The sequence below is a fragment of the Martinezella lusitana genome, from assembly GCF_900094565.1.
Classification (GTDB): domain Bacteria; phylum Pseudomonadota; class Alphaproteobacteria; order Rhizobiales; family Rhizobiaceae; genus Rhizobium; species Rhizobium lusitanum.
Map to the genome: position 1 here is coordinate 61,202 of NZ_FMAF01000028.1, position 25,295 is coordinate 86,496.

Here is a 25,295-nt window from a genome sequence, read left to right on the forward strand (position 1 = left end):
CACAGCTAGGGGTGTTGAAAATGACCCGCATTCTACGCGATTGCGTCGATGAAGTTGGACCTTTGCCCGGGGTATCCAGCAAAACGCCTGAAGTCGGAATCTCCTGCAGCGGGATCTACGAAATATCGAAGCTCCTAACGGCCGCTGCCCCGCTGGAGATCACGCTTGTCAAGGTCGCCAATATCCTCCCCACGTTTTTGCGAATGCGTCATGGGGCAATCGTTATATGGGCGAGCGAAGGGGAGCCGGAAATTACCGCGTCGGCCGGCGTCGCCGATTCTCGTCAATCCGGCGCACGCCACACCATCCCACCGGCTGCAATGGATCAGATCGTGACGACCGGACAGCCGCTGGTGATAAGGGAGACCAGTAAATCCGAACTTTTTCGGGCTGACCCTCAGCCGTCTTTGAGCAGCGACACGATCCCCATCACATTTATCGGGGTTCCTTTGAGGGCTGCGCACAAACTGGTCGGGACGTTATGGATCGACCGCTTCAGGGACAGCGCCACTGAACTGCGTCACAACGAGGATATTCGCTTCCTTACCATGGTCGCCGATCTTATCGGCCAGACGATCGCGTTCCACCGAGCCCTGAGCACGTCCGGTCCGCAAATCATCCAGCTGCACCGGAAATCCGCCGAAGGGGGACGGAATGATCCGAGCCAAAACTCAAGAGCCAAAGTCGACTGGATCGTCGGAGAAAGCCCTGCAGTCAGGCGGGTGTTGGAAATCGTCTCTGCGGTGGCTATGACGAATACCACAGTGCTTCTGCGGGGTGAAAGCGGCACTGGCAAGGAATTTTTCGCACAGGCCATTCATGAGCTTTCCCCTCGCCGCAAGAAGTCTTTTGTCAAATTGAACTGCGCCGCACTGCCTGAAGGTGTCCTGGAATCGGAACTCTTCGGACATGAAAAGGGCGCTTTCACCGGTGCTGTATCGCAGCGCGCGGGGCGTTTCGAATTGGCAAATGGCGGAACGCTGCTCCTTGATGAAATTGGCGAAATTTCGCCTGCCTTTCAAGCCAAGCTTTTGCGCGTGCTGCAGGAAGGCGAGCTGGAGCGGGTTGGCGGAACCAAGACCCTCAAAGTCGACATCAGACTCGTATGCGCAACCAACAAGGACCTCGAGGCGGCTGTTGCAAATGGCGAGTTCAGAGCCGACCTTTACTATCGCATCAATGTCGTGCCGATCGTCTTGCCACCACTCAGAGAGCGGCCCGGAGACATTTCGCGCCTTTCAAAAGTCTTTCTCGACCGTTTCAACCGGGAGAACAATCGCGAGCACGCCTTCACGGCGCAGGCGCTAGACCTGATTTCGCAATGCTATTTTCCTGGGAACGTCCGCGAGCTGGAAAATTGCGTGCGTAGGACGGCGACGTTGGCGCGCTCGAAGACGATCGTTCCCTCGGATTTTGCGTGCCAGAACAACCAATGTCTTTCGGCTCGTCTTTGGAAAGGCGACGGCGGCGGCCGCGAGGGTAAGCCTATCGATGAGCTCACTCGGGGTGGAACAACGCCGGCAGTATCGCCGCTCTCTACCCAACCAGGCAGCGTCTCGCATCCCGAGGTAGCGCCCTTCAAGGCCTGCGACCCCAATGGTCCGGCTTGCCCAGCCCTATCACCGCGCCTCACAGAGCGGGACCGGCTGATCGAGGCAATGGAGAAAGTCGGATGGGTTCAGGCCAAAGCGGCTCGTATGCTCGGCCTCACGCCCCGTCAGGTCGGCTATGCTCTGCGCCGGCACAATATCGAGATGAAAAAGTTCTAAGCCTATGTCGTTCGTCAGGTCGGAAATGCGCTCTCGGCACTCTACGTGACAGAGGCGCGTCGCATTCGCGACGAGATCCATGTGCCGATTGTCATGAACGAACGAAATCGTGCGGGAGCAAGTGTATGCAATCCAACGCGAAACACTAAAACGCCGGACATAAGACAATCCCGGGCCCTGGCATAGGTCTTGCAGTTTGAACTGCAATCTTCACCAGCAACGGAATTGCTAGATGACCGCATCGATGATTTCGCTTGATCGCTCGGCCAGCGCCAAAACGTCCGACAATAGGCTGACCAATGCGAAGTCCGACAGCTGCAAATCCTCATCCTGCGGCTCAACCGCAAAACCGGATGACATGGATCCAGCGACATGGGAGAAGATAAAGGATCATCCCTGCTACTCGGAAGAAGCACACCACTATTTCGCGCGCATGCACGTCGCCGTCGCACCGGCTTGCAATATCCAGTGCAACTACTGCAATCGGAAATATGACTGCGCAAACGAAAGCCGGCCCGGTGTCGTCTCGGAAAAGCTGACGCCAGAGCAGGCGCTGCGCAAAGTTATTTCGGTCGCCAACGAAGTGCCGCAGCTTTCGGTCGTCGGAATCGCCGGTCCGGGCGATGCCTGTTACGACTGGAGGAGAACCAAGGCGACCTTCGAAAAAGTTGCCGCGGAAATTCCCGACGTCAAGCTGTGTATCTCCACCAACGGGCTAGCATTGCCAGATCATGTCGATGAGCTTGCACGCATGAATGTCGATCACGTGACCATCACAATCAACATGGTCGACCCGCAAATCGGCGCAAAGATATATCCCTGGGTCTTTTACAATCACCGGCGCTACACCGGCATCGAAGCCGCCGAAATCCTGCACAAGCGACAGATGTTGGGTTTGGAAATGCTGGCGGCGCGGGGCATCCTCGTCAAGGTCAATTCGGTCATGATACCCGGGGTCAATGACGAGCACCTGATCGAGGTGAACAGATGGGTGAAAGAGCGCGGCGCGTTCTTGCATAATGTGATGCCCCTGATTTCGGACCCAGCGCACGGCACTTACTATGGCCTGACCGGACAGCGCGCTCCGCGGGCAATCGAATTGAAGGCGCTTCAAGGTCGTCTCGAAAAAGGCGCCAAGCTGATGCGTCATTGTCGGCAATGCCGGGCCGATGCCGTCGGTCTGCTCGGCGAGGATCGTGGCAAAGAATTCACGCTCGACCACATTCCCGATGCAGTCTCGTACGACGAGCGCAATCGCGAGGCATACCGGGAAGTAGTGGCGCGGGAGAGAGGCAATCACGCAGCAGCCAAGAGCGAGGCGATCGAAATGGTCAAAGCAGCCGGCCCCGACGGGTCGCTTCACGTCGCGGTGGCGACCAAGGGCGGCGGCCGCATAAACGAACATTTCGGCCATGCGAAAGAGTTCCAGATTTATGAAGCCTCTCCGAGAGGAATCGCCTTCGTGGGGCATCGCAAGGTCGAGCAATATTGCCGCGGCGGTTGGGGTGACGACGCTACACTCGACGGTGTGATAGTTGCGCTCGAGGGGATCGACATCGTGCTCTGCGCAAAGATCGGAGATTGCCCTAAAAAGCGGTTGGCGGACGCGGGCATTCGAGCAGTGGACTCTTATACCTATGAGTACATCGAAACCGCCATCAGCATGGTTTATGCCACCGAGTTTGGAGTCGACCTGCTGACAGGGACGGCGTGAATTTTTTTTAGTTTAACCTCCTCAGGAGTTGAAAATGGCCTTCAAGATCATCGCATCCCAATGCACCCAGTGCGGAGCCTGCGAGTTCGAATGTCCATCAGGTGCGATAGAACTGAAGGGCGAGAACTACGTGATCGATCCGAAGAAGTGCACAGAATGCGAGGGAGCTTTCGAGACGCAGCAATGCGCATCGGTATGTCCGGTACCGAAGACCTGCGTTCCAGCCTGATCGCCTGTTCGCTGGCCGCCGAAGGCAATATCTCGTCCAAAGGTTTGACCTCCGCGGTTAAGCCGAGCAGTCTCAAGAAAGTGAGGCACCACCGTGGGCATAGGACGCGAACAAGAAGTGGAAATCGGCTGTTCACCGCAATTTCTACCAGGCGAGCGGGTTCGTGCCACGCGCCACATAAAGAATGACGGCACCTATCCCGGCAAAGACGTTGGCGAAAACCTGGTGCGAAAGGGCGATGAGGGTTATGTGCGCGACATCGGCACCTTTCTCCAGCAGTTCTATATCTATGCGGTCGAATGGGTGGATCGCGGCACCATCGTCGGCATGCGCGCGCGTGAACTGACGAGCCTCGACAAAGCCGCAGCAAGCATTGCCGAAACGACTACCAGCGCCAGGGAAGGAATAGCCCCGTGAAAGTGATGATCCGCAGAACCGGAACCGGCTTATCGGCATATGTTTCCAAGAAGGATCTCGAAGAGCCGATCATTGCTATGGAAAATGAAAATCTATGGGGCGGCTGCGTGCTGCTTAGGAATGGATGGAGGCTAGCCCTGCCCGATCTGCCAAAGGACACGCGCCTGCCCATTACGGTCGAGGCAAAGAAGATATCTGAGGAGGACTAAACGCTGCTAACGAACGACAAAAAGCGACAGCGGCATGCCCGTGCTTCCTAAATCCGATCATCTTTTGGTCTGCCGGGGCGATTACGCCGAAAAGCAACTTTATTTGCTGAAGGAAGCGCTCGCCGCAGACGCAATAATCCCATATCTCGGTCCCGGGCTTCTCCGGCAAAGTTCGGCGGCACCGCCTGTACCTGATGGTCCAGAAGGCGTTGCAGCAGCTCTTAACACACGGGCGACAGCACCTTCCAAGATACGCAGCAACATGTGGTCGGTCGCACAGTTTATCGAGCAGCGCAGGCATCGTCGGACGCTTCAAGCCTGGATGGCGGAGATATTCGCCTCATCCGCGCCGCTGACCGGCCTCCATGCCTGGCTTGCAACGCTGCCACTCTCGCTCATCATCGACAGCTGGTACGACGGGACGATGCGCGCGGCTCTCGTGGCGAATGGCCGAACAGACGTGGTCGAGATACAAGGCGTTACGCGGGCAAATGAGAACCGCGATATATGGACGAGAACCTACGATTTGTCCGGAAAGGAACTCAGGCCCGGTCCGGCAGCAAAAACGGTGTTGTATACGCCTCATGGAAGCGTTCGGCCCGCTGCTAATTTTCTCGTGTCAGATGCGGACTATGTCGAAGTTCTGACAGAGATCGATATCCAGACGCCGATCCCCGAAGCCGTCAAAGCACGGCGCACCAACCGCGGCTTTTTCTTTCTGGGCTGCCGCTTCGACGATCAGATGTTGCGCATCTTTGCCCGCCAGATCATGAAGCGCTCCAACGGCCCACACTTCGCTGTGATTGATGCCAAAACCATGACCAAGAACGAACGCCGCTTCTGCACGGAATGCGGCATCACCCTGATTGACCTGCCGATTGGTGAAGTTGCGGCTGCTCTTGTCAATCCGGCATAGCCGCAAGCGTGAGCCAGGGAGCGCTTCGCAGCGGCACCGATCGCTTGCTCAAACTGAGAGCGAGTGACGAAGAGCGTGATTTATGGGCACGAGAGACTGCACCATCATTGTTGGGACGACGGCTAGAATCCCCAAAATCAACATCCCGACAACCGTCTTGGCCAGGCCCGAGCGTTAGGTCAGGCGGGGGCTTAATCGCTACACGAAGAACTTACAGCAAAGCGCAATGGCAAAAACCCCAAACGGCCATGCAATGACTAGCATGGCGCTGGCCCACTCCTGCTCGACGGGCGGCAGATTTTCTTTGTCGTTTGCCGCTGATTTCATGGTCCCCTCCACGATTAAGCTCAAATCCTATCAGGCATTTTAGCCTTGTCGCATCAAAGATGATGTCAGCGCGTCACACGGCCGGCATCTCCTAAATCACCTCCATCATTCCACCTTTCCGGGCCCGCCTTGCGTGGGCTTTTATGGGTGCGGCGACGATATCGTTAGCCGTCTGGAGGCCCGCGGTTTCGTCCCCAGAGATTGTATCGACAATATCGAATATTTTTGGATTACCGAACACGGTCTCGAAGCATATAAGGCTACAGCCACATCCCTCGGAGACGCCCAAATGATCGACGAGACGAGAGAATACCTACTGGATCACCGCGGCAAGCTGTTGTTCCAGATCGAGCGGGCGAAGCACCACCTTGCCGGTCTTGAAGCTGACGAGATCAAGATTATCAACAGCAGGGCGTCCCTGCCGGCGGCCGATATCGCCAGTATCACCGGGGACTTGGCCGAGCACCTGAGAAGCGAGATCGAGGCGCTCTGTTGGGCGATCGACCACATTGACCATGAGCTGGAATATCTGCACGGCGACGATGAATTTGAGCCGTTCACAGGGCGCCACGCTCGCACGCATAGTTGACTCGACTCTTAGATCATTCCCGATAATCATTGCGGTAATTGGGGGATTGCTATGCATCACGCCGTCGTCGTTGCCGCACTGTCGCTCATCATGGTCCCTTCTGCCTTTGCGGCCAGCGACAACGATCTGACGCTCGCGATAACCATGAGCAAAGGAAATCCACCGTCTTTTAACGGGATAACCAACCTGGTGGACGGCACATTGATCTCATTCACAGTCAGGGGTGATTTGCCAGGTTGCATCCAGCGATGTGGCTACGAGGGCGATGCCAGGACGGAAGGTGGCCGGTTCCATGTGGAGATCATCTCAGATCGATACCTTGAAGACGATAGCTATACCATTGATGTGGTCACAACTGATCAAAGCCGTCGCCTCAAGTTTCCGACGTTGGACCCGACCGACAACAACCACATGATTAGATGGACAGCTCGCCTCGAGGTCGACGCCGACGAGTCCAAGATTGTGCCCGGAACGGCTCGGCTTCTTCCATTCTTATACGATGCCAAATACTTGCGAGATGAATCCGATCACGGACATCAACCAACCCAATGAACTGCGCGCAATATTAGCGCAACTTCACCGCAACGCCTCGTGGTCAGGAACCTTTGCTGCAGCTAAAGGTTACGTCCCAGAGGAGTACTCAGATGAGCAACGACATCAACAAGCGTGCCCCAGATCTCAGAACGACACCGGTACGTCGCCAACCTTGGATGCCATGGGTTGTCATTCTCGGGATTATTGTAGTCGCAGCTCTCGCCTGGGCTTTCTGGCCCCACACCAGCACGACAAATCCCAACGCCCCAGCCCAGACGACAACGACACAGCCGACCACCACAACGCCGCCCGCGAAAACGCCCGCTCAGCAGTAAAGTGGCGGCGCCGAGAAGATGCTCAAAGAAATGATGCCTCAGGTTGCGAGAATGTTGCCTGGAGTGTAAACGTGCGTTGTATACTCATGCACGATCGGAGAGCAGCGGATGGTTTCGGATTCTCCCGAGATGGGGTCACCGGTATCCAGCCCGGCGGAGCGGCATGATGAGGATGGTTCGACGTTTTCCCAATATATTCGAAACCATGAGGCAATCTTTGGTCTGCGTGACCTAGAGATTTGTCAGCTTGCTTTCGAGCAGATTTTCTCAAGATTGAACCTAATGAAAGATGTAAATGAAGCCCAGCGACTGGCACCAATCGTTGTCACTCTTTATAAGCAAGGCATTCATGACGAACGCCACCTCGCCAGACTTGCTGGTGCATGGCCACTTTTAGCGAACCCCTTCTTGGTAAAATACTTTGCCATTGATCCGTAGTCGGACGATTGGGGCAAGAAGCCCTTGATTATGAAATTTCCAGATAGCGAAGCGATAGGAAGCATTGGCAGAATCTATCGTTCAGGGCTTGATTCCACTTCTGCATGCTTGAAAAAAAGCGGAGGCCTAACCCCAGCTTCCGCGCGCTCGCTTTGCCCAGCTTCGCGCGGCGGCCCCTCCAACTATTTGGCGAACAAAGATAGCCGATCTACATTACCGCTGCAGGGACAACCCTTACGATGAGAACATCATGGATGGGAATAGAGTTGAAGGAAATTGGAAGCAGATCAAGGGCAAGGTGAAAGAGCAGTGGGGACAGCTCACGGATGACGACCTTGGATCTAATCGACGGACGCCGAGATCAGCTCGAAGGCAAGATCCAAGAACAACGCTACGGCTTGGAAAAAGATCGGGCGCGGCGCGACATCGACGATTGGTACAATCGACAGACCTGGGAGTAACAGGCCGCGTTGTACCATCGGACTGCATGACAACGGTATTTCGTACAGCAATGCCCAAGCACACCCACAAAAAGCCCCTATCCGAATAGGGATAGGGGCAGAGTTTCCATCAAGTGCTCGTTTCAATTACGGTCGTGGGCACGGCCGACTGTTGAATTAGAACATGGTAATGTCATCAATGATATACGCCCTTTGAGGAGGCACTCCTCGACAAATTTCCTTGTATAATCGACCGTATTGTAGATCGGCGGTGACCTGCCACTCTGCGGTCTATGACAACAAACCTTAAAGACTTGTCGGTTTGCCTGCGTTGGGCGGCTTCATCCTCGCGGGTTCTGGCGCCACCGGTCTTGATGATGTCCTCGCGCCGACGGGCGAAGTTTTCCGCGGCGGAATGGAGGTATTGCGGCATGCTGCTTCCGAATGCCTTCGGCCCGACCCTTACGGGCTACGCGATATCCGTCTCCATCGCCTCGATCAGGCGCTCCAAAATCATCTCTCCCAGGAGTTACGCCATTCATTGCATCCGTTCACGACGTACATGGCGTCACGCCAGATCGTTGCCGGCTCGTCCTTCTTGAAATAATCGATGATCCATTGGGTAGCGTGCAGCATGCCGGTAAGCTCGATGACATTGTTCGCGGTCTCACCGAAGCCTGCGGACAATGCAGCGATTTCCCGGCCGTCCTTGTAGACGACGACCTAACCGCCGCTTCCAGGATTCGGTTCGCAGGCCCCATCACGCCGAATGGTATTCGAATGGGCTATTAAGTTCTGCCTGGCGACTCTAGCTAGTTTCCGTCCACGAACATCAAGTTATTGATATTATTAAGTGAATCTGAATTTTGCGCAAGCAAGGCCCGGCGGTTTCAGGTATACTTTGGGCTCATGCCACTGATTCCGAAGCACAATCTGCAACCGCCGGAGCCGACAATGCGCCAGGAACGCACCGTCCAAGCCAGTATATTCGATCTTTTCGCCACGCACGAGATCGGCCACGAACTGAAGTCGATGTCGCAGTGGCTGGACGAGCACCACGATCTGTTTGGCTTGGTGGGGCGGGATCTGGGTCGGCACGGCGTCAAGGCCACCGGACGGCAAGGGCTGCCGGCCGAGGCAGTGCTGCGTTGCGCATTGCTCAAGCAATACCGGCAGCTGAGCTACCAGGAACTGGCGTTCCATCTCGAGGACTCCGCGTCGTTTCGGGCCTTTGCGCGCCTGCCGTGGTCATGGAGCCCGCAAAAGTCAGTGCTGCAAAAGACGATCAGCGCGATCCGACCCGAGACCTGGGAAGTGATCAATCGGGCGCTGCTGTCGAGCGCTCGGCAGGCGAAGCTGGAAGACGGCACGGTCGTGCGGCTGGACAGTACAGTGACCTCGGCACTCATGCACGAACCGAGCGACAGCAGCCTGCTGTGGGATGCCGTGCGGGTCATGGTGCGCCTGCTGAAGAAGGCAGATACCTTGGTCGGCGCCGGCCTGGCATGGCGCGATCATTGCCGCGCGGCCAAGAAGCGTGCCCGCGAGATCCAGTTCACACGCGGTCAGCCCAATCGGGTCCGGCTCTACCGTGAGCTGATCGCGATCGCCTGCGCGACCTTGGCATACCTGAAGCAGGCAACCGAGCGACTGGCAGCGGCGAGCAATCCGCTCGTCCAACTCTGGCAGGCCCAGGTTTGCCGCTATCGACCGCTGATCGAACGCATCATCAAACAGAGCGAGCGGCGAGTACTGGCGGGCGAGAAGCTGCCGGCGGGCGAGAAGCTGGTAAGCCTGTTCGAACCCCATGCCGATATCATCGTCAAAGGTAGCCGCGAGACCGAATACGGCCACAAGCTCAACCTGACCACCGGCAGAAGCGGCATGATCCTCGATCTGGTGATCGAGGCAGGTAATCCGCCCGACAGCGAGCGGCTGCTGCCGATGCTGGAGCGCCACATCGCCGTCTATGGAAACGCGCCGCGGCAGGCGGCGGCCGACGGCGGCTTTGCCAGTCGCGGCAACCTGGCCACAGCCAAGACCTGGGGCGTTCGCGACATGGCATTCCACAAGAAAGCTGGCCTCAAGGTCGAGGACATGGTCAGAAGCAATTGGGTCTATCGCAAGTTGCGCAACTTCCGCGCCGGTATCGAAGCCGGAATATCATGCCTCAAGCGTGCCTACGGCCTGGCACGCTGCACCTGGCGGGGCCTTGACCACTTCAAGACCTACGTCTGGTCCTCCGTCGTGGCTTACAACCTCGTCCTCTTCATCCGCCTCAAACCGACCTGAACTCCGACCAGCTTTTAGAATTGCGCCGTCGCTACAATGCCGGCCTCGTGGCGTACGCCTCAGCGCCGCCAACTGTATACTGCCCAATCACAAGCGTTCATGATCCTGTCCGTCGCCCCAAAACCACTCTCACCGCAAAGGACAAACCCTTGTAAACGCGCTTAAATACGCCTGTTTGTGGACGGAAACTAGCTACGGGGAGCCCTGGGCGCTTTGCGGCGGACCGAGCATGGCGGGCGGATGATGAATTTCCGCGCTCGTCGTTCTTGCGGAACCGACTGCCGCCTTCTAGATCATGAACAATGTCGACGCCATGTCGGATCCCTGCGAACGGAACTTGACGCGGCTGCCAATCAACTGTTGCGCATGAAAGCCGCCTCTCGATCAGTCTTGAAAGCCTGACGTCGGCGCCAAGGCCTCGCAGATAGTCGCGTAGCGGACAAAAAGAGATTCTGGAAACACGTAGGCGATAAGCGAACCCTGCATGTGCGAGGGGTACCCGAATGCGAATACAGGATCTTTCGAAGATGAGCATCACGCCGCCCTCCTTGGAACCAAGCATCTGATCGCCAGTTTTGATTGCGGAGGAATAATGCCATGACCACACAATGGTGGGATAAAACTCTGATGCTGGAAACGAGACAGGCCGGCAGAGCGGTCGCGATCAACAGCGCCGAGCGCGCTGCCGATTTCCTGCTCAACGAATGGCCGGCAGAGAATACCGGCGAAGCCTATGAAGACGCCAAGAGAGCGGTTCTTGCAGCCCATGAGGGCAGAATAACTGCCGAAGAAGTGCGAGAGGCGATCATTAAGGCGGCCCGAGAGGATGGGGTCTTTGTGTACGGCCGGTGAGGTCATGCCTGCCTCCCGAATATATGTGGGAGGCAGCGATAGGTTTTTCTTCAGCGTCTTCGCGTCTTCCCCTCTGCGCGCGCTGCGAACTTATCAACGCGCCGATACATCTCCTTTTCGATAGTCTTGCCCGTATCGACTCGTATGGCGAAGAACCGATCGCGTAAGGCGAGCGCATCAGCTTCCGACTTGCAATCAGCGATGATGTGAGATCGGGGAAGCCTCTCCCCTTCCTCCACGTACCGGCAGGAGCCAAATGCAACGAAGGTTTTTGGCATAACCTTCTGGACCTGCAGGACGAAGAAGATTTCCTCGCTGCGATGAGTGTCCATCCAGTATTTGAAGGTGTATTCTCGGTAGGCTGCCGTCATATGGTCCGTAAAGCTGGTGAAACGCCAGCACCCGCTGGCCTGGCCGGCTACTCTTCTCAGCGAAGCAGCTGCAGGAGATTTTCGGCCCTCCCCTGTTGACAGGCTCTCAGTTGCTAAAATTCCTGTCTGCACTGGGCCAGTGAGCTATTTCTCCTCCATTCGGCTTCGAAGGAACTCTTCTATCTGAAGCGCTAACCTCGCTGGCTCCTGGCCCATGGTTTTGAGGTGAAGTTCCGGATTCTCCGGAGCCTCATAGGGAGACGAGACGCCGGTGAAATTGGCAATGTTTCCGGCAAAGGCCTTCTTATAAAGCCCTTTCGGATCTCGGCGCGCACATTCGTCTAAAGGCGTGTCAACAAAGATTTCGATGAACTCGCCTTCGCCCATGAGCTCGCGCGCCATACGCCGCTCGTCTCGGAAGGGCGAGATGAAGGAGCAAATTACGATCAGCCCTGCGTCCGCCATCAACTTGGCGACCTCAGCGACGCGGCGTATGTTCTCGACCCGATCAACTGCGGTAAAGCCAAGGTCACGATTAAGCCCGTGGCGTACGTTATCTCCGTCCAATAGATAGGTATGCTTGCCGCAAGTATGCAGAAGCGCTTCGAGTGCATTGGCGATCGTCGACTTGCCCGAACCGGACAGACCGGTGAGCCAAAGGACAGCAGGCTTTTGGTTCTTGAGAGCCGACCGCGCGGCCTTGTCGACGTCGAGCGCCTGCCAATGAACGTTGTCGGCACGACGAAGCGGGAAATCAATCATGCCGGCGCCGACGGTCGCGCTGCTTACCCTATCGACGATGATGAAATTGCCGGTTGACCTATTTTCCTTGTAGGCGTCAAAGACGATCGGTCGTTGCGTCATGATGTTGCAGACGCCCACCTCGTTCATCTGAAGCAGTTTGGCCGGTTCGCGAACGAAGCTGTCGACATTTAGTTGGTGCTTGAGCACAGTCACCGTGGCGCTGACACTGTCCGTCTCCGTCCGCAAGAGATAGCTTCGTCCGGGGAGCATCGGATTGGCATCGAACCAAATAAGATGCGCCTGAAATTGGTCCGAGACAAAAGGTCTTGAGGCGGGGTCAACCAGCATGTCGCCCCTCGAGACATCTACCTCGTCGGCAAGAACCAAGGTTACCGGTTCCCCTTCTGCGGCAGATATCTGGTTGCCATCAGGGGCAATGATCGCCCTGACCGACGATCGCAGACCTGATTTTGCAACGATCACCGGATCGCCGACCGCAATTTTTCCGGATGCGATCCGGCCCGCGTAGCTCGAAAATCCGCATTCGGCCGCATGACGAGCTGAACAGGAAAACGAAAGGGTTCTTGCCTGTCAGGTGCGTCGAGTTCCACCGTTTCCAGATATTCAAGAAGCGGGGAGCCTTGATACCAGGGTAATTTCCCCGATTTCGAAACAACATTGTCTCCGAAGCGGGCGGACATCGGAATGGCCATTACGCTGGCAAAACCCAGCTTCGCCGAGAAGCGCACGTATTCGGCCACAATGGCATCAAATATCGGCTCGCTGAAATCGATGAGATCGATCTTGTTCACAGCCAGGACGACATGGCGAATGCCGAGAAGCGAGGCGAGATAGGAATGCCTGCGTGTTTGCTGGAGTATGCCTTGGCGGCTGTCGACGAGGATGACGGCAAGGTCGGCAGTTGATGCGCCCGTCGCCATGTTGCGCGTATATTCGAAGTGGCCTGGCGTGTCGGCAACGATGAACTTGCGCTTCGACGTGGAGAAATAGCGATAGGCAACATCTATGGTGATGCCCTGTTCGCGCTCCGCCTCAAGGCCGTCGAGCACCAGAGAGAAATCGATTTCCTCGCCATTGCCGCCGCGGATGCCCCCGTGGCGAAGGTCTGCCAATTGGTCTTCGAAGACCAGTTGCGCATCGCAGAGCAGTCGCCCGATCAAGGTCGATTTGCCGTCATCGACCGAACCGCAGGTAATGAATCGAAGAACCGGTCCTTTGTCCTCTTGGACCAGATGCTCTTCCATGTCATGCGGCGATATCGAAAAAGGATATGGCATCAGAAGTACCCTTCCCGCTTCTTCTTCTCCATTGCGCCGGCCTCGTCGAAATCGATCAGCCGGCTCTGTCTTTCGGAGGTGCGTGCCTCCACGATCTCGCGCAGGATTTCCGGCACCGTCTCCGCACTGGATTCGATCGCGCCCGTCAAAGGGTAGCAGCCGAGCGTACGGAAACGGATCATGCGCTGCGTGACCGTTTCGTCGGGCTCAAGCGGCATGCGCTCGTCATCGACCATGATCATCCCCGCACCGCGCTGAACGACGGGCCGCGGCGCCGCGAAATAGAGTGGCACGACCGGGATGTTTTCCTTTTGGTTGTATTCCCAGACGTCGAGTTCCGTCCAGTTGGAAAGCGGAAAGACGCGCATCGTTTCGCCTGCGCTGACACGCGTATTGTAGGTTCTCCACATCTCCGGACGCTGGCGTTTCGGATCCCAAGCATGCTGTGCGTTGCGAATGGAAAAGATCCGCTCTTTGGCTCGCGATTTTTCCTCCTCGCGGCGTGCGCCTGCGAGCGCAGCATCGAAACTGAATTTGTCCAACGCCTGGCGCAGCGCCATGGTCTTCATCATGTGCGTGTGCACGTTGGAGCCGTCTCGAAACGGGCTGATACCCTGATCGATGCCATCCTGATTGACGTGGACAATCAATTTCAGGTCCATTTCCCGCATCATGCGGTCGCGGAAATCGATCATCTCCCGAAACTTCCACCGGGTGTCCACATGAAGAAAGGGAAAGGGCGGTTTTCCCGGGAAGAACGCCTTCATTGCGAGATGCAATAAAACGGAGGAGTCCTTTCCGATGGAATAGAGCACTACCGGATTGGAAAAGGTCGCAGCGACCTCCCGAATGATATGGATGGCTTCGGATTCGAGGTATCGCAGATTGTCGAAAGACATCTCATTTATCCTTGCGGAGCCGATGCGTCGTCAAGCTCGAAGAACTTCGCGTAGGGGCCGCCTGCAAAGTGCCGCCGTAGCTCTACAAAATTCCGCAGCGAGCGAGCGAGCGAGCGTGTTTCCTGCCGTTGAATGGTGGCGCGATTGGAAAACCGATGCGCGGGAGCTCCCAGGAAGGCCAAAACGGCTGCCAGGCATGCGCTCGGTTTAAGAAGAAGATCCTGGTATTCGATCATCAGCAGTTTGCTCGGATCAAACGCATCCTTGACCCGCGCATGGAAATCGTCGGCAGCTTTGAAATAGGCTTCGCATTCGTTCACTGACAGCGAGACACTTGGGGGCTCATTACGGTCCGGGCTGAATTTCAGCCACTGACCCGTTTGCCTTGCCTGCACCAGCGATCGTAGGGATTCCAATGTATTGCGAGTAAGCAAAATGACTTTGAGGCCTTGCCAGCGAGCCAATTCGTCGAAAAAGCCTGGACGCTCATAAAATTGAGGCTCGTTAATTTTACAGCCGACATGCGTCACCTTCTTCTTGGCTGGTGGATAGCGCATGTAGGCGAGCTCGAGAAGCTCGCGATCGCTGTGCCTCAGGCGATCCTTATCGGGCCAATTTTCATCATAGCTGTTGAGCAACTCACCGTTGCTCAAGATATTTGGATGATCGTTCAGCAACGCTTCGAGATAGTGCGTCCCAGTTCGCGGCATCGCAAGGATTACAAATGGCTCCGGCGACGGTAGGGAATGGATCATTGCGCATGTTTCCAACTGTTATTGATCACAAAGGTGGGGATGGCGCCCGCACAAGAACTTCGCCGTTGCGCCGACGAGCGTAAGGGCTCTCCGGCTGGTTCTTTACGCCAGGCTATTGAAAGACGTTCGTACTGCGGTCTGGCCAGTGCAGCTGAAACAGATCGGTATGATCCGTCTGCAGCCTTTGAAGGCTGGCATCGACTGCTTCGAAAAGGTTTGCGCGCGTGTAGCTGACGCGGCCGTCCAGGATATAGGGCAGGTTTGCTTTGGCTGGCCGGACGGGACCGACCGCTTTGGTCGAAAGCACCACATCCTGCCTGCGGCCGGTTTTGCGCAGCCAACTGTCGATATAGCGCGCCGAGAGACCGTCGTCCCGACGCGCGGTGGTACAGGATACATCTCCGCCGTGTCGACAAAGTTTACGCCTACATCGAGAGCCGCCCCGAGTTGCGCGCGTGCCTCGGCTTCCGTGTTCTGCTCTCCCCAGCCCATCGTACCCAAGCCGAACGCGCTTACTTTCAGGCCGCTGCGGCCGAGTCCGCGATACTGCATTTCATCACTCCGTTTCGTAAGCGGTCACGGCTTCAGGGCATCAGACGGCGCCGCAGAAGCGTTGCCGAAAGGAAGAACGGCAATGCCGCGTAAAGGCAGAGCGCACCGACATGCAGGCCGACGCTTTCCGCCGGCCGGCCGAGCATTGCTGGACGAATGAGGTCGATCGCATGTGCGAGCGGCAGCAACTGCGCCATTTCCTGAAATCCGCCCGGCAGTTGCGCGACCGGAAAGACCGCGCCGCAGAGGAACAACATCGGCGTGAGGACGAGCGTCTGGTAGAAAATGAAATAGTCGTAACTGGGTGCGAGTGCCACGACGACCATGGCCACGCTCGCGAATGCAAACCCTGTTAGCGCAATAACCGGCAGCACGCAGGGGATCGACGTCCACGCCGCATAGCCGAGCATAGTGGCGACGATCAAAATTCCCGTCCCGGCCAGAAACGCCTTGGTGGCCGCCCATGCCAATTCGCCGAGAATGACATCGCCGAGCGTCAGTTGTGTGTATAGGATTGCTTCCCAGCGGTGAGATTGCATGCGAGCGAAAGCCGCATAAATCGTTTCGAAGGTAGCAGATGTCATGGAACTTGCCGCAACCATGCCGCCCGTCAGAAACGCGATATATGGAGCCCCGTCCACGCGACCGACCATTATGCCGAGGCCGTAACCGAGACCGAACAGGTAGATCATGGGATCGGCGAGATTCCCGAGTATCGACGCAAGCGCAACCTTCTTCCATGCCAGATAGTTGCGGCGCCAAACCGCAATCCAGTTCCAAGCGTTAGCCGGCAGCGTTGTCGCATAACCTTCACCCATCATTCATTTCTCCATCTCGCGCCCGGTCAGCCGCAAAAAAACATCCTCCAGATTCGGTGGCCGCTGCAAAAGACGCAGGCCCGTTCGCCCGCGCAGTTGCGCCAAGACCGGCTCCGGATCGGACGCGTAACAAAAGAGCGTCTCGCCGCTCACCTCGAACCGTTGCGCATATGGCCGGATCGCTGAATGCAGTTCATGCGGATTGCCGCCGTATATTTCGATCACCTGGCAGCCGATCTGCTCGTCGACAAGCGCATGCGGGCGGCCCTCGGCGATGATGCGTCCCTTCTCGATGACGCACAGGCGATCGCACAAACGCTCAGCTTCTTCCATGAAGTGGGTGGTCAAGATAATTGTCTTGCCGCGCGCCAGAAGTGCCCGCAGGCGCTCCCAGATCAAGTGGCGCGCATGCGGATCAAGGCCCGTCGTCGGCTCATCCATGACAAGCAGCTGCGGGTCGTTGATCAGCGCACGCGCCAGTGTCAGGCGCCGCTTCATGCCGCCGGACAGCTCGGAAACGCGTGCATGCGCCTTGCTCTCAAGGCGCGCGAACTCGAGCAGTGACGGGATAACCTTTTCGACCTCGCGTGTGCTCATGCCGAAATAGCGTCCGAACACCACAAGATTTTCGCGCACAGTGAATTCGGCGTCGAGGTTGTCGAACTGAGGGACGACGCCGATGCGCCTGCGTGCCAAGCGGGCGCGCGCCGGCACGGGTACACCGAGCACGCTGATCTTGCCGGAATCAGGAAGAGTCATGCCGAGAACCATTCGCGCGATTGTGCTTTTTCCCGCGCCGTTCGGCCCGAGCAGGCCAAAGCATTCTCCCGCTCCAACGGAAAACGACAGCCCGTCGACGACGGTCCTTTCGCCGTAAGACTTCGTGACACCGGCAAGTTCGATTGCTACCGTGGACATGTGCTCATCTTCATGTTGTCTGCGACGCCAACTGGCGCCAATTCGGCGACCCGCTCCTTGGTGAAGAGCACGCCGTTGCACCATACATGGTCGATGCGTCCCCATTCGCAGGCTGCGGCAGCATCCGGGAAGAAGCCCCGTCCATGGAGGTTGGCACTCGTGTTGCAAAGCAGCGGAATGCCTGTGAGTTTTTCATACTCGATGAGGAGTTCGGTAACTGCGTGTTCAGAGCTCCTGGAAATGGTTTGCAAACGTGCAGATCCGTCGAGATGGACGACAGCGGGAATCTTGTCCTTCCACTCCGGGCGCGTCTGGTGGTCGAACAGCATGTAGGGATCGGGCGTTCCGGGACTGAATATATCCGGCGCGAGGTCCTCCAGGCATATTGGCGCCACCGGCCGGAAGTGTTCGCGAAATTTGACTTCGTTGAGATAGTCTTTCATTTGCGGCGACGTCGCGGCTGCGAGAATGCTTCTGCCTCCGAGCGCCCGGGGTCCGAGCTCGGCGCGCCCGGCAAGAAAGACAACGGGCTTATTGCTGGCGAGGATCGTGGCGAGTTCTAATATGCTGCACGGGGCAGCCTCCCATCCGGGCGGCGCATCGCCGTTTTTCAAAGCCGGGCCGCTGTAGACCGACCACTCCAGCGGCACAAAGCCTTCATGCGCCGCCATGGCGCTGCAGGCGGCACCGATTGCAGAACCACTGTCGTTCGGAAATGGCGGAACCCAGACGGCATCGAACAGGCCCGTCTCGCGCAGTGCACTGTTCCATTTGATGTTGAGACCACAGCCGCCGGCTATGCATAAATTACGCGGCCCTGGCAGTGAGTGGCGCTGCATGGCAAGCGCCATTTCACGGACTAAGAGAAGCTCCAGGAAAGAATGGAATGATGCAAGCACGTTTTCGGGCGCCTTATCCTCCAATCGGACCACGCTGGCATCGAAGAAGTCATGTACGGCTATAAGGGAAGATTCAGCGTCGTTGATGTTTGCGCGATAGCGACAGGCTCGCTCGGCATCGCCTGAAAAGTGCTCCTCGTAGAGCTCTTCGAACACCGCGACGATGTCTTCATCAATCGAGCTAAGCGCGATATAGGCCATCAGCTTGCCGGCGACACCGAGGTCCCAGCCCGCGCGGCTTGGCTGCTTATATGGCCCGAAGTAATGGCCCGCGGCAGCGTAAGCTTGCCCTATCATCGGGAATAAGGACTCAAGGAACCGCGCTCCGTGGCCATCGACGTGATAGAGGCGCGGGAAGATGCAGCCACCCCATACCAGGCAGAACGCGGCTTCACCAGCCTTGGCGAATGGACTGGTGCAGTATGCGGAGGCCACATGGCCGGTAACATGCGGATAGCTCTTATAAGAAAGAACCCGGTCGTCGAGAATAAGGCCGGAGCCGTCGAGCGAATCGAGAAGACCGTCGGGGTGGCGTTCAACGTAGGGCGCCCCCGTGAGAGTGACGGGAGCCGCGCCGCTGAGGACCTGGAAACGCGACTCGATCTCACCATCCCATCCGTCGATGACGAACTGATCGACGTCGCTTGGATTAAGACCGTGTTCCGCCAACGCGGTGACAATTGCGTCGAGATTGTCGATGGTTTGGTATCGGCGATTGTTGTCTTGCTTCTCCTGCTCAATGCAGAAGACTAGCCGTCCGTCCTCGATAAGGGCGATCGCCCCGTCATGGGTCAGCTTTATACCACAGATGCGCATAGTGTCTCCATGTCTAAGCTCGAAACTTCAATTGATTAGGAAGAGGAAACCGGATTGCGGAAACGGACGAGCAAGCAGTCTTCGTTGTCCGAGTCCCCCTGTAACTCAAGACGCTCTACCTCGACCAACATTTCGGTGAGAATGGCAATGACCGTCTCAGCGCCGGTAACATGACCCCAGCGCTGGCAGTTCGCATCGCGAGCCGAGCCGAAGACCAGATGCCCGCCCGGCGCAAGCATGCGAAGCAGGTTCCCAACTGCCATTCGCATCTCGGCAATGTCTCCGAGGTAATAAAGAACTTCTGCAACCACGATCAGATCGAAAAGCTCTTCAGAGGAAAACTGTTGTACGTCTGAGACAACCCAGCTGATATGTGCCGGCTTGTTCATGCGCCGGCGTGTTCGATCAATCGCTTCTGGCACGACATCGATAACGGTGAGGCGCTGGCAATGGGGCGCCAGTTTTTCCGTGAAGGCGCCGGCCGCACACCCGACTTCGAGTGCATTTGCGATGGGCCCCTGGGCAAGCGACAGCAGGAGCATTTGCGCGTGACGCTTGCGTTCGAACGGATTTCCGTCGAGGCGCCACGGATCATCTGCAGCCAGTTCGCGATTTAAAAGTTGATAATTGTCGTGCGTTTTCAAGCCGTCTACCTTGATAGAGCGATCATTACTGGTCGGTGCAAATGCCGTCATATGCCATCGATCTGGTAGCATCTCTCGCAAGATTGTGCCGGCGAAGCGGAGCTTCATTTTCTTGCGATTCTCTCGGGCTTGATGCAGCAACCGGGTCTTGGATGGCGTCCAGCTTTCCACCCTTGCCTGTTGCCTTGGCAGCAGAGCCGCGCGACAGCCAATCGCTATTGCTCAACGTACAGAGCGCGTAGGCCTTCAAGGGCAGCAGGAAAAAGATGTTGATGAAGGTATGCAGGGAGAAGCCGATAAATCGAAATTGGCGAGCACGAACCGCTGCGACGCTGCAGCGGATCATGGTCATCGATGCGATCATCAGGCATGTCCACCAGGGCACGGTCCCGGTGAGCGCGAACTGCGCTAGTCCGGTTAGCACCGATAGGGCGAGCAAGAGCGGTCCGAGGTTCTGACCAATGACGTCCAACGTGAGAAAACGGTCAAGACCAGGCAGAAGGTTCATTGCAAGCAACGTGTCACGGAAAGTGCTGCGTGCCCAGCGAAGTTGTTGACGCAGATAAGGGCGCAGCTTGTTTGGAACAACAGTTGCCGCGATGGCGGTTGGAACATATTCGGTTCGAAATCCGGCCTTCAACATGAGAATCGTAAGATGACGATCTTCGCCGAAATCGCTTCGCTTTCCCCGGAACATTTGCGTTTCGTACTGGTCGAGTAGCATGGTAAGCGCAGTCCGGCGGTACATGGCGCATGGGCCACAGCAGCACATGACAGCACCGAAACGAGCCTGTGCCGCGCGCTCCTCATTACAGGCCAGCCAGTATTCCATGTCGATCAAACGGGTCAACCAGGTCTCGTGGCGGTTGCTGGCGGCAAGCTGGCCCATAGCCGCGCCAATTGCCGGATCTTGCATCTTGAGTGCAAGTTTCACGACGACGTCTGGGGCGAGAATGGTGTCGGAGTCGACGTTGAGGACCAAATCCCCAGAGGAACGGCGTATCGCTGCTATCTGCGCCTTGCGCTTTCCAACATTCTCCCTGAGCAGAATGAATGTGAATCTTGGATCGCGTGCAAACGCCGTGTGGACGGGCGTGATGGCGTCGCGATTGCTGGAACCGTCATCAACCACATAGACATTCAAATCCCCAGCGTATTCTTGCTGCGCGATGGACTCCAGGCAGTCCCAGAGTGTGCCCGGATCCTCATTGAAGGAGGGTATGATGACATCGACGCTCGGCCATTGCGCCGAAGCAATGGGCTCTGCAGAGGTCGATGGCTCCTCGATTGGCCGAGCATAAACGACCTGCATGCTTTTATAAGCCGTCGAGAGCATCGCATAAAGCGAGATAGCGGCAGTGCTGGTTGCGTCGAGCAGATTCATGAATATCGCTTTCAGTGATGTTGAGGAAGCGAGCGGATTAAAAATCCGCGGTCGCGCACGACTGGGATGATGCGAGAGAGTGCCATGATGGTATGACGGCGCAGACTGCTATCTACGCTCGGCTTCGCCTCGCTTGGAGGGCATCCGTCGTGCAACAGAACGATTGCCCCGGGACGGATAGAGGCGAGCACTGCATCGACAATGGCATCGACGCCAGGACGAGACCAGTCTCGCGGGTCCACAGACCAATGGACGGCCGCCAGCCCTGCGCTCGCCGACACGGAAAGAACGTCTTGGGTCCAGCTCCCGTAGGGAGCGCGCATATATTGCACCGACGCCTGCGGGCATGCAGTCTTGATAGCCCTGCTCGCCTCAGATATCTCATGTTCTATTTCGCCGGGACCGCAATTGGACAGGTCCGGATGGGTCATCGTGTGATTGGCGACCTTGTGCCCTTCGGCGATCATTCGTTGGATGAGTTTCGGCCGCTCGGCTGCGTAAGTTCCGATAACGAAGAAGGTTGCGGGCGCCTGATGTTGCGCCAGCACGTCTAGAATCTCAGGCGTACAGAAGGGATGAGGTCCGTCGTCAAATGTCAGATAGATGCTCGGCCGGTCGGTGGCGTCATCGCACGCATTGGGCATTTCGTATAAGCAATCGAGTTGCGTCATAGCTCTGGCCCGTTCCGATCGATTACCGTGCCGGCAGGCCAATCGGAGATGGATCTTCCAATCGGCAGGACGATGACAAGCGCGTCGTCAATGCGTGTGGGCGGCTTGTCGAGGCGCGCCTCCGGTAGAGTGGACGACACACGAATCCCCGATAAGATCGTTACCGGACCGTAACGGCCGAACCTTTCGATATGCTTTTGCAATGCGGGCCGAACGGTGCCGAAAGCAAATGGAACGGCGAGTTCGCGCAATACAGGAAGCATGGCGTGAACTGAATGCCCGATCCCCAATCCCTCGAGATCCGGACGTACGCCATATAGTCCGAGCTCACCCACCAACTGATCAATTGCGCCAATTTTAATAAATCGGCGCAGCAAGCCCAGATGAGCCGCGACACCATTAGCATCATAGGCGATGAGACGAAGTTCGGGCCTTGCTCCCGCCCAGCTTCGACTGCCCTCGAATGGTTTTGCATTAAAGGGCCCGGTTGGCCCATAGGTCATCCGAAAGAAGTCGGCGAGCTCGATATGCTCGGCGAGTTCCAACTCGTTTTCCCAGCACAGTCTCCACCGCACCTTTGAGCGCATGCAAAGACCTCCTTTTTCCTGCTGTAGTTCTGAGGGAAACATCGTGTGATTGCAGCAACTGCTCGTCTACCCACGTCATACGCCCCAGGCGGTCGCAACGGCATACAATCGTTATAGTAGAACCTTTCTATTTCGCTCGCGTCTGAGATGATCAACTCTCTGAATACTTCCGACCGTCGTCGGTCGTTCGTAAGCTTACGCCGATGTACTCGTCTGCTAATCGACATACTTGTCAGGTTATCGACATTTTCCTCATGCACCATCATGCCGAATCGGTAAAATTGATTGTTTGGATGGCAACCATCCACATCTTGAATGAAGGAAAAGATGCGCTTCAAAGGACTGGACTTAAATCTTCTCGTCGCGCTCGACGCATTGATGACCGAGCGTAACCTGACGGCCGCGGCACGCAGCATCAATCTCAGCCAGCCTGCGATGAGCGCTGCTGTGGGCCGATTGCGTGTCTATTTCGAGGATGAACTGTTTACGATGAATGGTCGCGAACTTGTCCTGACGCCGCGTGCGAAGGGCCTTGTTTCGGCCGTACGTGAAGCCTTACTCCATATCCAGCTTTCGATCATTTCCTGGGAGCCGTTTGATCCCTTTCAGTCGGATCGCCGTTTCAGGATCATTCTTTCCGATTTCCTCACACTCGTGTTTATGGAAAAGGTCGTGAAGCGTGCTGCGCGGGAAGCCCCAGGCGTGAGCTTCGAATTCCTGCCCCTCGCCGATGATTACGACGAGCTTTTGCGCCGTGGCGAAGTCGATTTTATCATTCTCCCGGACGTGTTCATGCCAACTGGACATCCTCGAGCGAAACTGTTTGAGGAAAGGCTCGTATGCGTGGGCTGTGGCAGGAACCAAGAGCTATCACAGCCGCTTACATTCGACAGATACATGTCCATGGGGCACGTCGCGGCCAAATTCGGGAATTCACGAAGACCATCAATCGAAGAATGGTATTTGCTCGAACACGGTTTTAAGAGACGTATCGAGGTCGTCGTGCAGGGCTTCAGCATGATCCTGCCCGTTCTGTCCAATACCAATCGCATAGCGACCGTGCCGTTGCGACTGGCGCAACATTTCGCAGAAGTTTTGCCCCTTCGGATCATGGACCTTCCACTGCCGCTTCCCCCATTCACAGAGGCCGTTCAATGGCCTGCGCTTCAAAACAGTGATCCGGCGAGCCTATGGATGCGCGGGATTTTATTACAGGAAGCATCGCGCCTTGCCCTCCCGTCGGCAGAGCATTGAGTGGATGCCAGCAATGTTGCTGGAGCCCATCTCATGCGGATACTCGCAAGATCGGCTTAGAGTTTATAGGGAAGAGAGGCCATCGAAGCACCTGGCTTTCAACGGATCTGGCAAGTCGGCGAACGGTGCAAGGCAGATTGGCAGGAATGTCTTTGATGCCGTCGATAGAACGCCAGTTTAAAATAACAATGTGTGTGAACTTGTACCGCCAGCAGGTAAACATTCTGGTCAGCGGTAATGTGCTTGGTGGTGCAAAAGGGGTGGAATACACGCATATCGAAAAGTACCGGTACGGATCATGTCCCAGGACGTGGTGTAGCTTAGACGACCACGGCTCATCCCAGAGGGTCGGATGAGTATCAGCTTGCTGCTGGCAGGCTGATGAGCGGATCATCGCTCATTGTGGCGATTGTCTCAAGTGTCATGTAGCGGGATCGCTGGACGGCCCATTCATCGTTCTGTTCGAGCAGCAGCGCACCGACCAGGCGCACGATGGCGTCGTCGTTGGGGAAAATGCCGACGACCTCTGTGCGCCGCTTGATCTCACCGTTCAATCGCTCAATGGGGTTGGTCGAGTGAAGTTTGGCCCAATGCTGCTTGGGAAAGGTCATGTAGGCGAGCACGTCTTGCTCGGCACTGTCCATGAGACTGGCGAGCTTCGGTACCTTTGGCCTGATCTGGTCGGCGACGTTGCGCCACTGAGTGCTTGCGGCCTCCGGCGTGTCCTGAGCGAAGGCCGTTGCAATGAACGCGGAGACAACCCGGCGTCCGCTCTTTCCAGCATGGGCCAAGGCATTGCGCATAAAGTGCACCCTGCAGCGCTGCCAGGTGGCGGAAAGCACTTTCGATACTGCGGCCTTGATGCCCTCATGGGCATCGGAGACGACGAGCTTGACGCCGCGCAGCCCCCGCCTGATCAGCTTTCGAAGAAACTCGGTCCAGATCGCCTCGGCCTCGGACGTGCCGATCTCCATGCCGAGCACTTCGCGTCGGCCATCGGTGTTGACGCCGACGGCGATGATTACGGCGACGGAGACAATACGACCACCGCGCCGAACCTTGAGGTAGGTCGCATCGATCCACAGGTAGGGCCATTCTCCTTCGATGGGCCTGTCGAGGAAGGCCTTCACCTTCTCATCGATCTCCTCGCAGAGCCGGGACACCTGACTTTTGGAGATGCCCGACATGCCCATGGCCTTGACGAGGTCATCAACAGAGCGGGTCGAAACACCCTGGATATAAGCCTCCTGGATGACCGCCGTCAGAGCCTTCTCGGCCATGCGGCGCGGCTCCAGGAAGCTCGGGAAGTAGCTGCCGGTGCGAAGCTTGGGAATGCGCAGCTCGACGGTGCCCGCCCGTGTCTCCCAATCCCGGTCGCGATAGCCGTTACGCTGGGCCAGCCGGAAGCCATTCTTCTCGCCATAGGCCGCGCCGGTCTTCGTGCCGACCTCCAGCGCCATCAGCTTCTCGGCAGCAAAGCCGATCATCTCCCGCAGCAAATCGGCATCAGCGCTCTTCTCAACGAGTGAGCGCAGGTTCATCATGTCGTCGGTCATCGGTGGTGTCCCTCAGGTTGGCTCTAAGCAACCCGACCCTACCGGAAATCACCGATGGCTATGAAATC

General features: G+C 56.9%; 26 protein-coding genes and 3 pseudogenes. 13 read left to right on the forward strand and 16 right to left on the reverse strand.

What is annotated here, in order from left to right:
• Positions 1 to 20: 20 nt before the first annotated feature.
• The 6 genes from nifA to GA0061101_RS31605 all read left to right on the forward strand — a co-directional run bounded on the left by nifA (position 21) and on the right by GA0061101_RS31605 (position 5,254).
• On the forward strand, positions 21 to 1,769 hold the full coding sequence (gene nifA / locus GA0061101_RS31580) for a nif-specific transcriptional activator NifA (RefSeq protein ID WP_004126033.1): 1,749 nt from the start codon (positions 21 to 23) through the stop codon (positions 1,767 to 1,769).
• A gap of 232 nt (positions 1,770 to 2,001) precedes the next feature.
• Positions 2,002 to 3,483 (forward strand): nitrogenase cofactor biosynthesis protein NifB, encoded by a 1,482-nt coding sequence (gene nifB, locus GA0061101_RS31585; protein ID WP_004126030.1) that lies wholly within the window; start codon positions 2,002 to 2,004, stop codon positions 3,481 to 3,483.
• A gap of 34 nt (positions 3,484 to 3,517) precedes the next feature.
• Positions 3,518 to 3,712: a 4Fe-4S binding protein gene (locus tag GA0061101_RS31590; RefSeq protein ID WP_004126027.1), complete on the forward strand. Its 195-nt coding sequence runs from the start codon at positions 3,518 to 3,520 to the stop codon at positions 3,710 to 3,712.
• A 93-nt stretch (positions 3,713 to 3,805) separates the two neighbouring features.
• Positions 3,806 to 4,129 carry a nitrogen fixation protein NifZ gene (locus GA0061101_RS31595; protein WP_004126025.1) on the forward strand — a complete coding sequence of 108 codons (324 nt, stop codon included), beginning with the start codon at positions 3,806 to 3,808 and terminating at the stop codon, positions 4,127 to 4,129.
• The gene (nifT, locus tag GA0061101_RS31600; protein WP_004126022.1) at positions 4,126 to 4,338 is read left to right on the forward strand and encodes a putative nitrogen fixation protein NifT; all 213 of its coding nucleotides are present in this window, start codon (positions 4,126 to 4,128) and stop codon (positions 4,336 to 4,338) included. The genes GA0061101_RS31595 and nifT overlap by 4 nt, the downstream gene beginning before the upstream one ends.
• Before the next feature lie 34 nt (positions 4,339 to 4,372).
• On the forward strand, positions 4,373 to 5,254 hold the full coding sequence (locus GA0061101_RS31605; protein WP_004126018.1) for an SIR2 family NAD-dependent protein deacylase: 882 nt from the start codon (positions 4,373 to 4,375) through the stop codon (positions 5,252 to 5,254).
• 198 nt (positions 5,255 to 5,452) lie between these two features.
• On the opposite strand, the gene GA0061101_RS40810 is transcribed toward GA0061101_RS31605, so the two are convergent.
• Positions 5,453 to 5,581, reverse strand: coding sequence for a hypothetical protein (locus tag GA0061101_RS40810; RefSeq protein ID WP_276307846.1), 129 nt, complete (start codon positions 5,579 to 5,581; stop codon positions 5,453 to 5,455).
• 289 nt (positions 5,582 to 5,870) lie between these two features.
• Here GA0061101_RS40810 and GA0061101_RS31610 point away from each other — a divergent pair, with 289 nt between their 5' ends.
• From GA0061101_RS31610 to GA0061101_RS31625, 4 genes and pseudogenes are all read left to right on the forward strand, one after another.
• Positions 5,871 to 6,170 carry a hypothetical protein gene (locus GA0061101_RS31610; protein ID WP_037136675.1) on the forward strand — a complete coding sequence of 100 codons (300 nt, stop codon included), beginning with the start codon at positions 5,871 to 5,873 and terminating at the stop codon, positions 6,168 to 6,170.
• Positions 6,171 to 6,221: 51 nt separating this feature from the next.
• Positions 6,222 to 6,722: a hypothetical protein gene (locus GA0061101_RS31615; RefSeq protein WP_240535519.1), complete on the forward strand. Its 501-nt coding sequence runs from the start codon at positions 6,222 to 6,224 to the stop codon at positions 6,720 to 6,722.
• A 425-nt stretch (positions 6,723 to 7,147) separates the two neighbouring features.
• Positions 7,148 to 7,477, forward strand: coding sequence for a hypothetical protein (locus GA0061101_RS31620; protein WP_240535518.1), 330 nt, complete (start codon positions 7,148 to 7,150; stop codon positions 7,475 to 7,477).
• 250 nt (positions 7,478 to 7,727) lie between these two features.
• Positions 7,728 to 7,938 (forward strand): annotated as a pseudogene (locus GA0061101_RS31625) (CsbD family protein).
• A 492-nt stretch (positions 7,939 to 8,430) separates the two neighbouring features.
• On the opposite strand, the gene GA0061101_RS39615 reads toward GA0061101_RS31625, so the two are convergent.
• Positions 8,431 to 8,604, reverse strand: coding sequence for a ribonuclease H family protein (locus GA0061101_RS39615; RefSeq protein ID WP_154660803.1), 174 nt, complete (start codon positions 8,602 to 8,604; stop codon positions 8,431 to 8,433).
• 267 nt (positions 8,605 to 8,871) lie between these two features.
• On the opposite strand from GA0061101_RS39615, the gene GA0061101_RS31630 reads away from it, so the two are divergent.
• Both GA0061101_RS31630 and GA0061101_RS31635 read left to right on the forward strand, forming a co-directional pair.
• Positions 8,872 to 10,209 carry an ISNCY-like element ISRtr6 family transposase gene (locus tag GA0061101_RS31630; protein WP_004126005.1) on the forward strand — a complete coding sequence of 446 codons (1,338 nt, stop codon included), beginning with the start codon at positions 8,872 to 8,874 and terminating at the stop codon, positions 10,207 to 10,209.
• Between the two features lie 597 nt (positions 10,210 to 10,806).
• Positions 10,807 to 11,061 (forward strand): DUF982 domain-containing protein, encoded by a 255-nt coding sequence (locus GA0061101_RS31635; RefSeq protein WP_004126001.1) that lies wholly within the window; start codon positions 10,807 to 10,809, stop codon positions 11,059 to 11,061.
• A 50-nt stretch (positions 11,062 to 11,111) separates the two neighbouring features.
• On the opposite strand, the gene GA0061101_RS31640 is transcribed toward GA0061101_RS31635, so the two are convergent.
• The 13 genes and pseudogenes from GA0061101_RS31640 to GA0061101_RS31695 form a co-directional block, all read right to left on the reverse strand.
• The gene (locus tag GA0061101_RS31640) at positions 11,112 to 11,432 is read right to left on the reverse strand and encodes a hypothetical protein (protein ID WP_004125998.1); all 321 of its coding nucleotides are present in this window, start codon (positions 11,430 to 11,432) and stop codon (positions 11,112 to 11,114) included.
• 144 nt (positions 11,433 to 11,576) lie between these two features.
• Positions 11,577 to 13,474, reverse strand: a pseudogene (nodQ, locus tag GA0061101_RS31645) (bifunctional sulfate adenylyltransferase/adenylyl-sulfate kinase NodQ).
• Positions 13,474 to 14,373 carry a sulfate adenylyltransferase subunit CysD gene (gene cysD / locus GA0061101_RS31650; protein ID WP_004125988.1) on the reverse strand — a complete coding sequence of 300 codons (900 nt, stop codon included), beginning with the start codon at positions 14,371 to 14,373 and terminating at the stop codon, positions 13,474 to 13,476. The pseudogene nodQ and the gene cysD overlap by 1 nt, the downstream one beginning before the upstream one ends.
• A gap of 5 nt (positions 14,374 to 14,378) precedes the next feature.
• Complete coding sequence (locus tag GA0061101_RS31655; RefSeq protein WP_004125985.1) at positions 14,379 to 15,128, reverse strand: sulfotransferase domain-containing protein; 750 nt, start codon at positions 15,126 to 15,128, stop codon at positions 14,379 to 14,381.
• Between the two features lie 112 nt (positions 15,129 to 15,240).
• Positions 15,241 to 15,438, reverse strand: coding sequence for an aldo/keto reductase (locus tag GA0061101_RS40815; protein ID WP_331384342.1), 198 nt, complete (start codon positions 15,436 to 15,438; stop codon positions 15,241 to 15,243).
• Between the two features lie 134 nt (positions 15,439 to 15,572).
• Positions 15,573 to 15,680: pseudogene (locus tag GA0061101_RS40970) on the reverse strand (aldo/keto reductase); the annotation flags it as partial.
• A 32-nt stretch (positions 15,681 to 15,712) separates the two neighbouring features.
• Positions 15,713 to 16,498 carry an ABC transporter permease gene (locus GA0061101_RS31665; RefSeq protein WP_004125979.1) on the reverse strand — a complete coding sequence of 262 codons (786 nt, stop codon included), beginning with the start codon at positions 16,496 to 16,498 and terminating at the stop codon, positions 15,713 to 15,715.
• 3 nt (positions 16,499 to 16,501) lie between these two features.
• Positions 16,502 to 17,416 (reverse strand): nodulation factor ABC transporter ATP-binding protein NodI, encoded by a 915-nt coding sequence (gene nodI / locus GA0061101_RS31670; protein WP_004125976.1) that lies wholly within the window; start codon positions 17,414 to 17,416, stop codon positions 16,502 to 16,504.
• Entirely contained in the window at positions 17,404 to 19,131 is a 1,728-nt protein-coding gene (gene nodU / locus GA0061101_RS31675) for a nodulation protein NodU (RefSeq protein WP_004125972.1), read from the reverse strand. Before nodU ends, nodI begins: the two co-directional genes overlap by 13 nt.
• A gap of 35 nt (positions 19,132 to 19,166) precedes the next feature.
• On the reverse strand, positions 19,167 to 19,883 hold the full coding sequence (gene nodS, locus GA0061101_RS31680) for a nodulation methyltransferase NodS (protein ID WP_004125970.1): 717 nt from the start codon (positions 19,881 to 19,883) through the stop codon (positions 19,167 to 19,169).
• Positions 19,801 to 21,159, reverse strand: coding sequence for a chitooligosaccharide synthase NodC (gene nodC, locus GA0061101_RS31685; RefSeq protein ID WP_004125966.1), 1,359 nt, complete (start codon positions 21,157 to 21,159; stop codon positions 19,801 to 19,803). Before nodC ends, nodS begins: the two co-directional genes overlap by 83 nt.
• An 11-nt stretch (positions 21,160 to 21,170) precedes the next feature.
• The gene (gene nodB, locus GA0061101_RS31690; protein WP_004125963.1) at positions 21,171 to 21,830 is read right to left on the reverse strand and encodes a chitooligosaccharide deacetylase NodB; all 660 of its coding nucleotides are present in this window, start codon (positions 21,828 to 21,830) and stop codon (positions 21,171 to 21,173) included.
• On the reverse strand, positions 21,827 to 22,417 hold the full coding sequence (locus GA0061101_RS31695) for a NodA family N-acyltransferase (RefSeq protein ID WP_004125955.1): 591 nt from the start codon (positions 22,415 to 22,417) through the stop codon (positions 21,827 to 21,829). The genes nodB and GA0061101_RS31695 overlap by 4 nt, the downstream gene beginning before the upstream one ends.
• A gap of 327 nt (positions 22,418 to 22,744) precedes the next feature.
• On the opposite strand from GA0061101_RS31695, the gene GA0061101_RS31700 reads away from it, so the two are divergent.
• Positions 22,745 to 23,671: a LysR family transcriptional regulator gene (locus tag GA0061101_RS31700; RefSeq protein ID WP_004125953.1), complete on the forward strand. Its 927-nt coding sequence runs from the start codon at positions 22,745 to 22,747 to the stop codon at positions 23,669 to 23,671.
• A 359-nt stretch (positions 23,672 to 24,030) separates the two neighbouring features.
• Here GA0061101_RS31700 and GA0061101_RS31710 read toward each other — a convergent pair whose 3' ends face one another.
• A complete protein-coding gene (locus tag GA0061101_RS31710) occupies positions 24,031 to 25,227 on the reverse strand; it encodes an IS256 family transposase (RefSeq protein ID WP_004110519.1) in 1,197 nt (398 codons plus the stop codon).
• Positions 25,228 to 25,295: the final 68 nt, after the last annotated feature.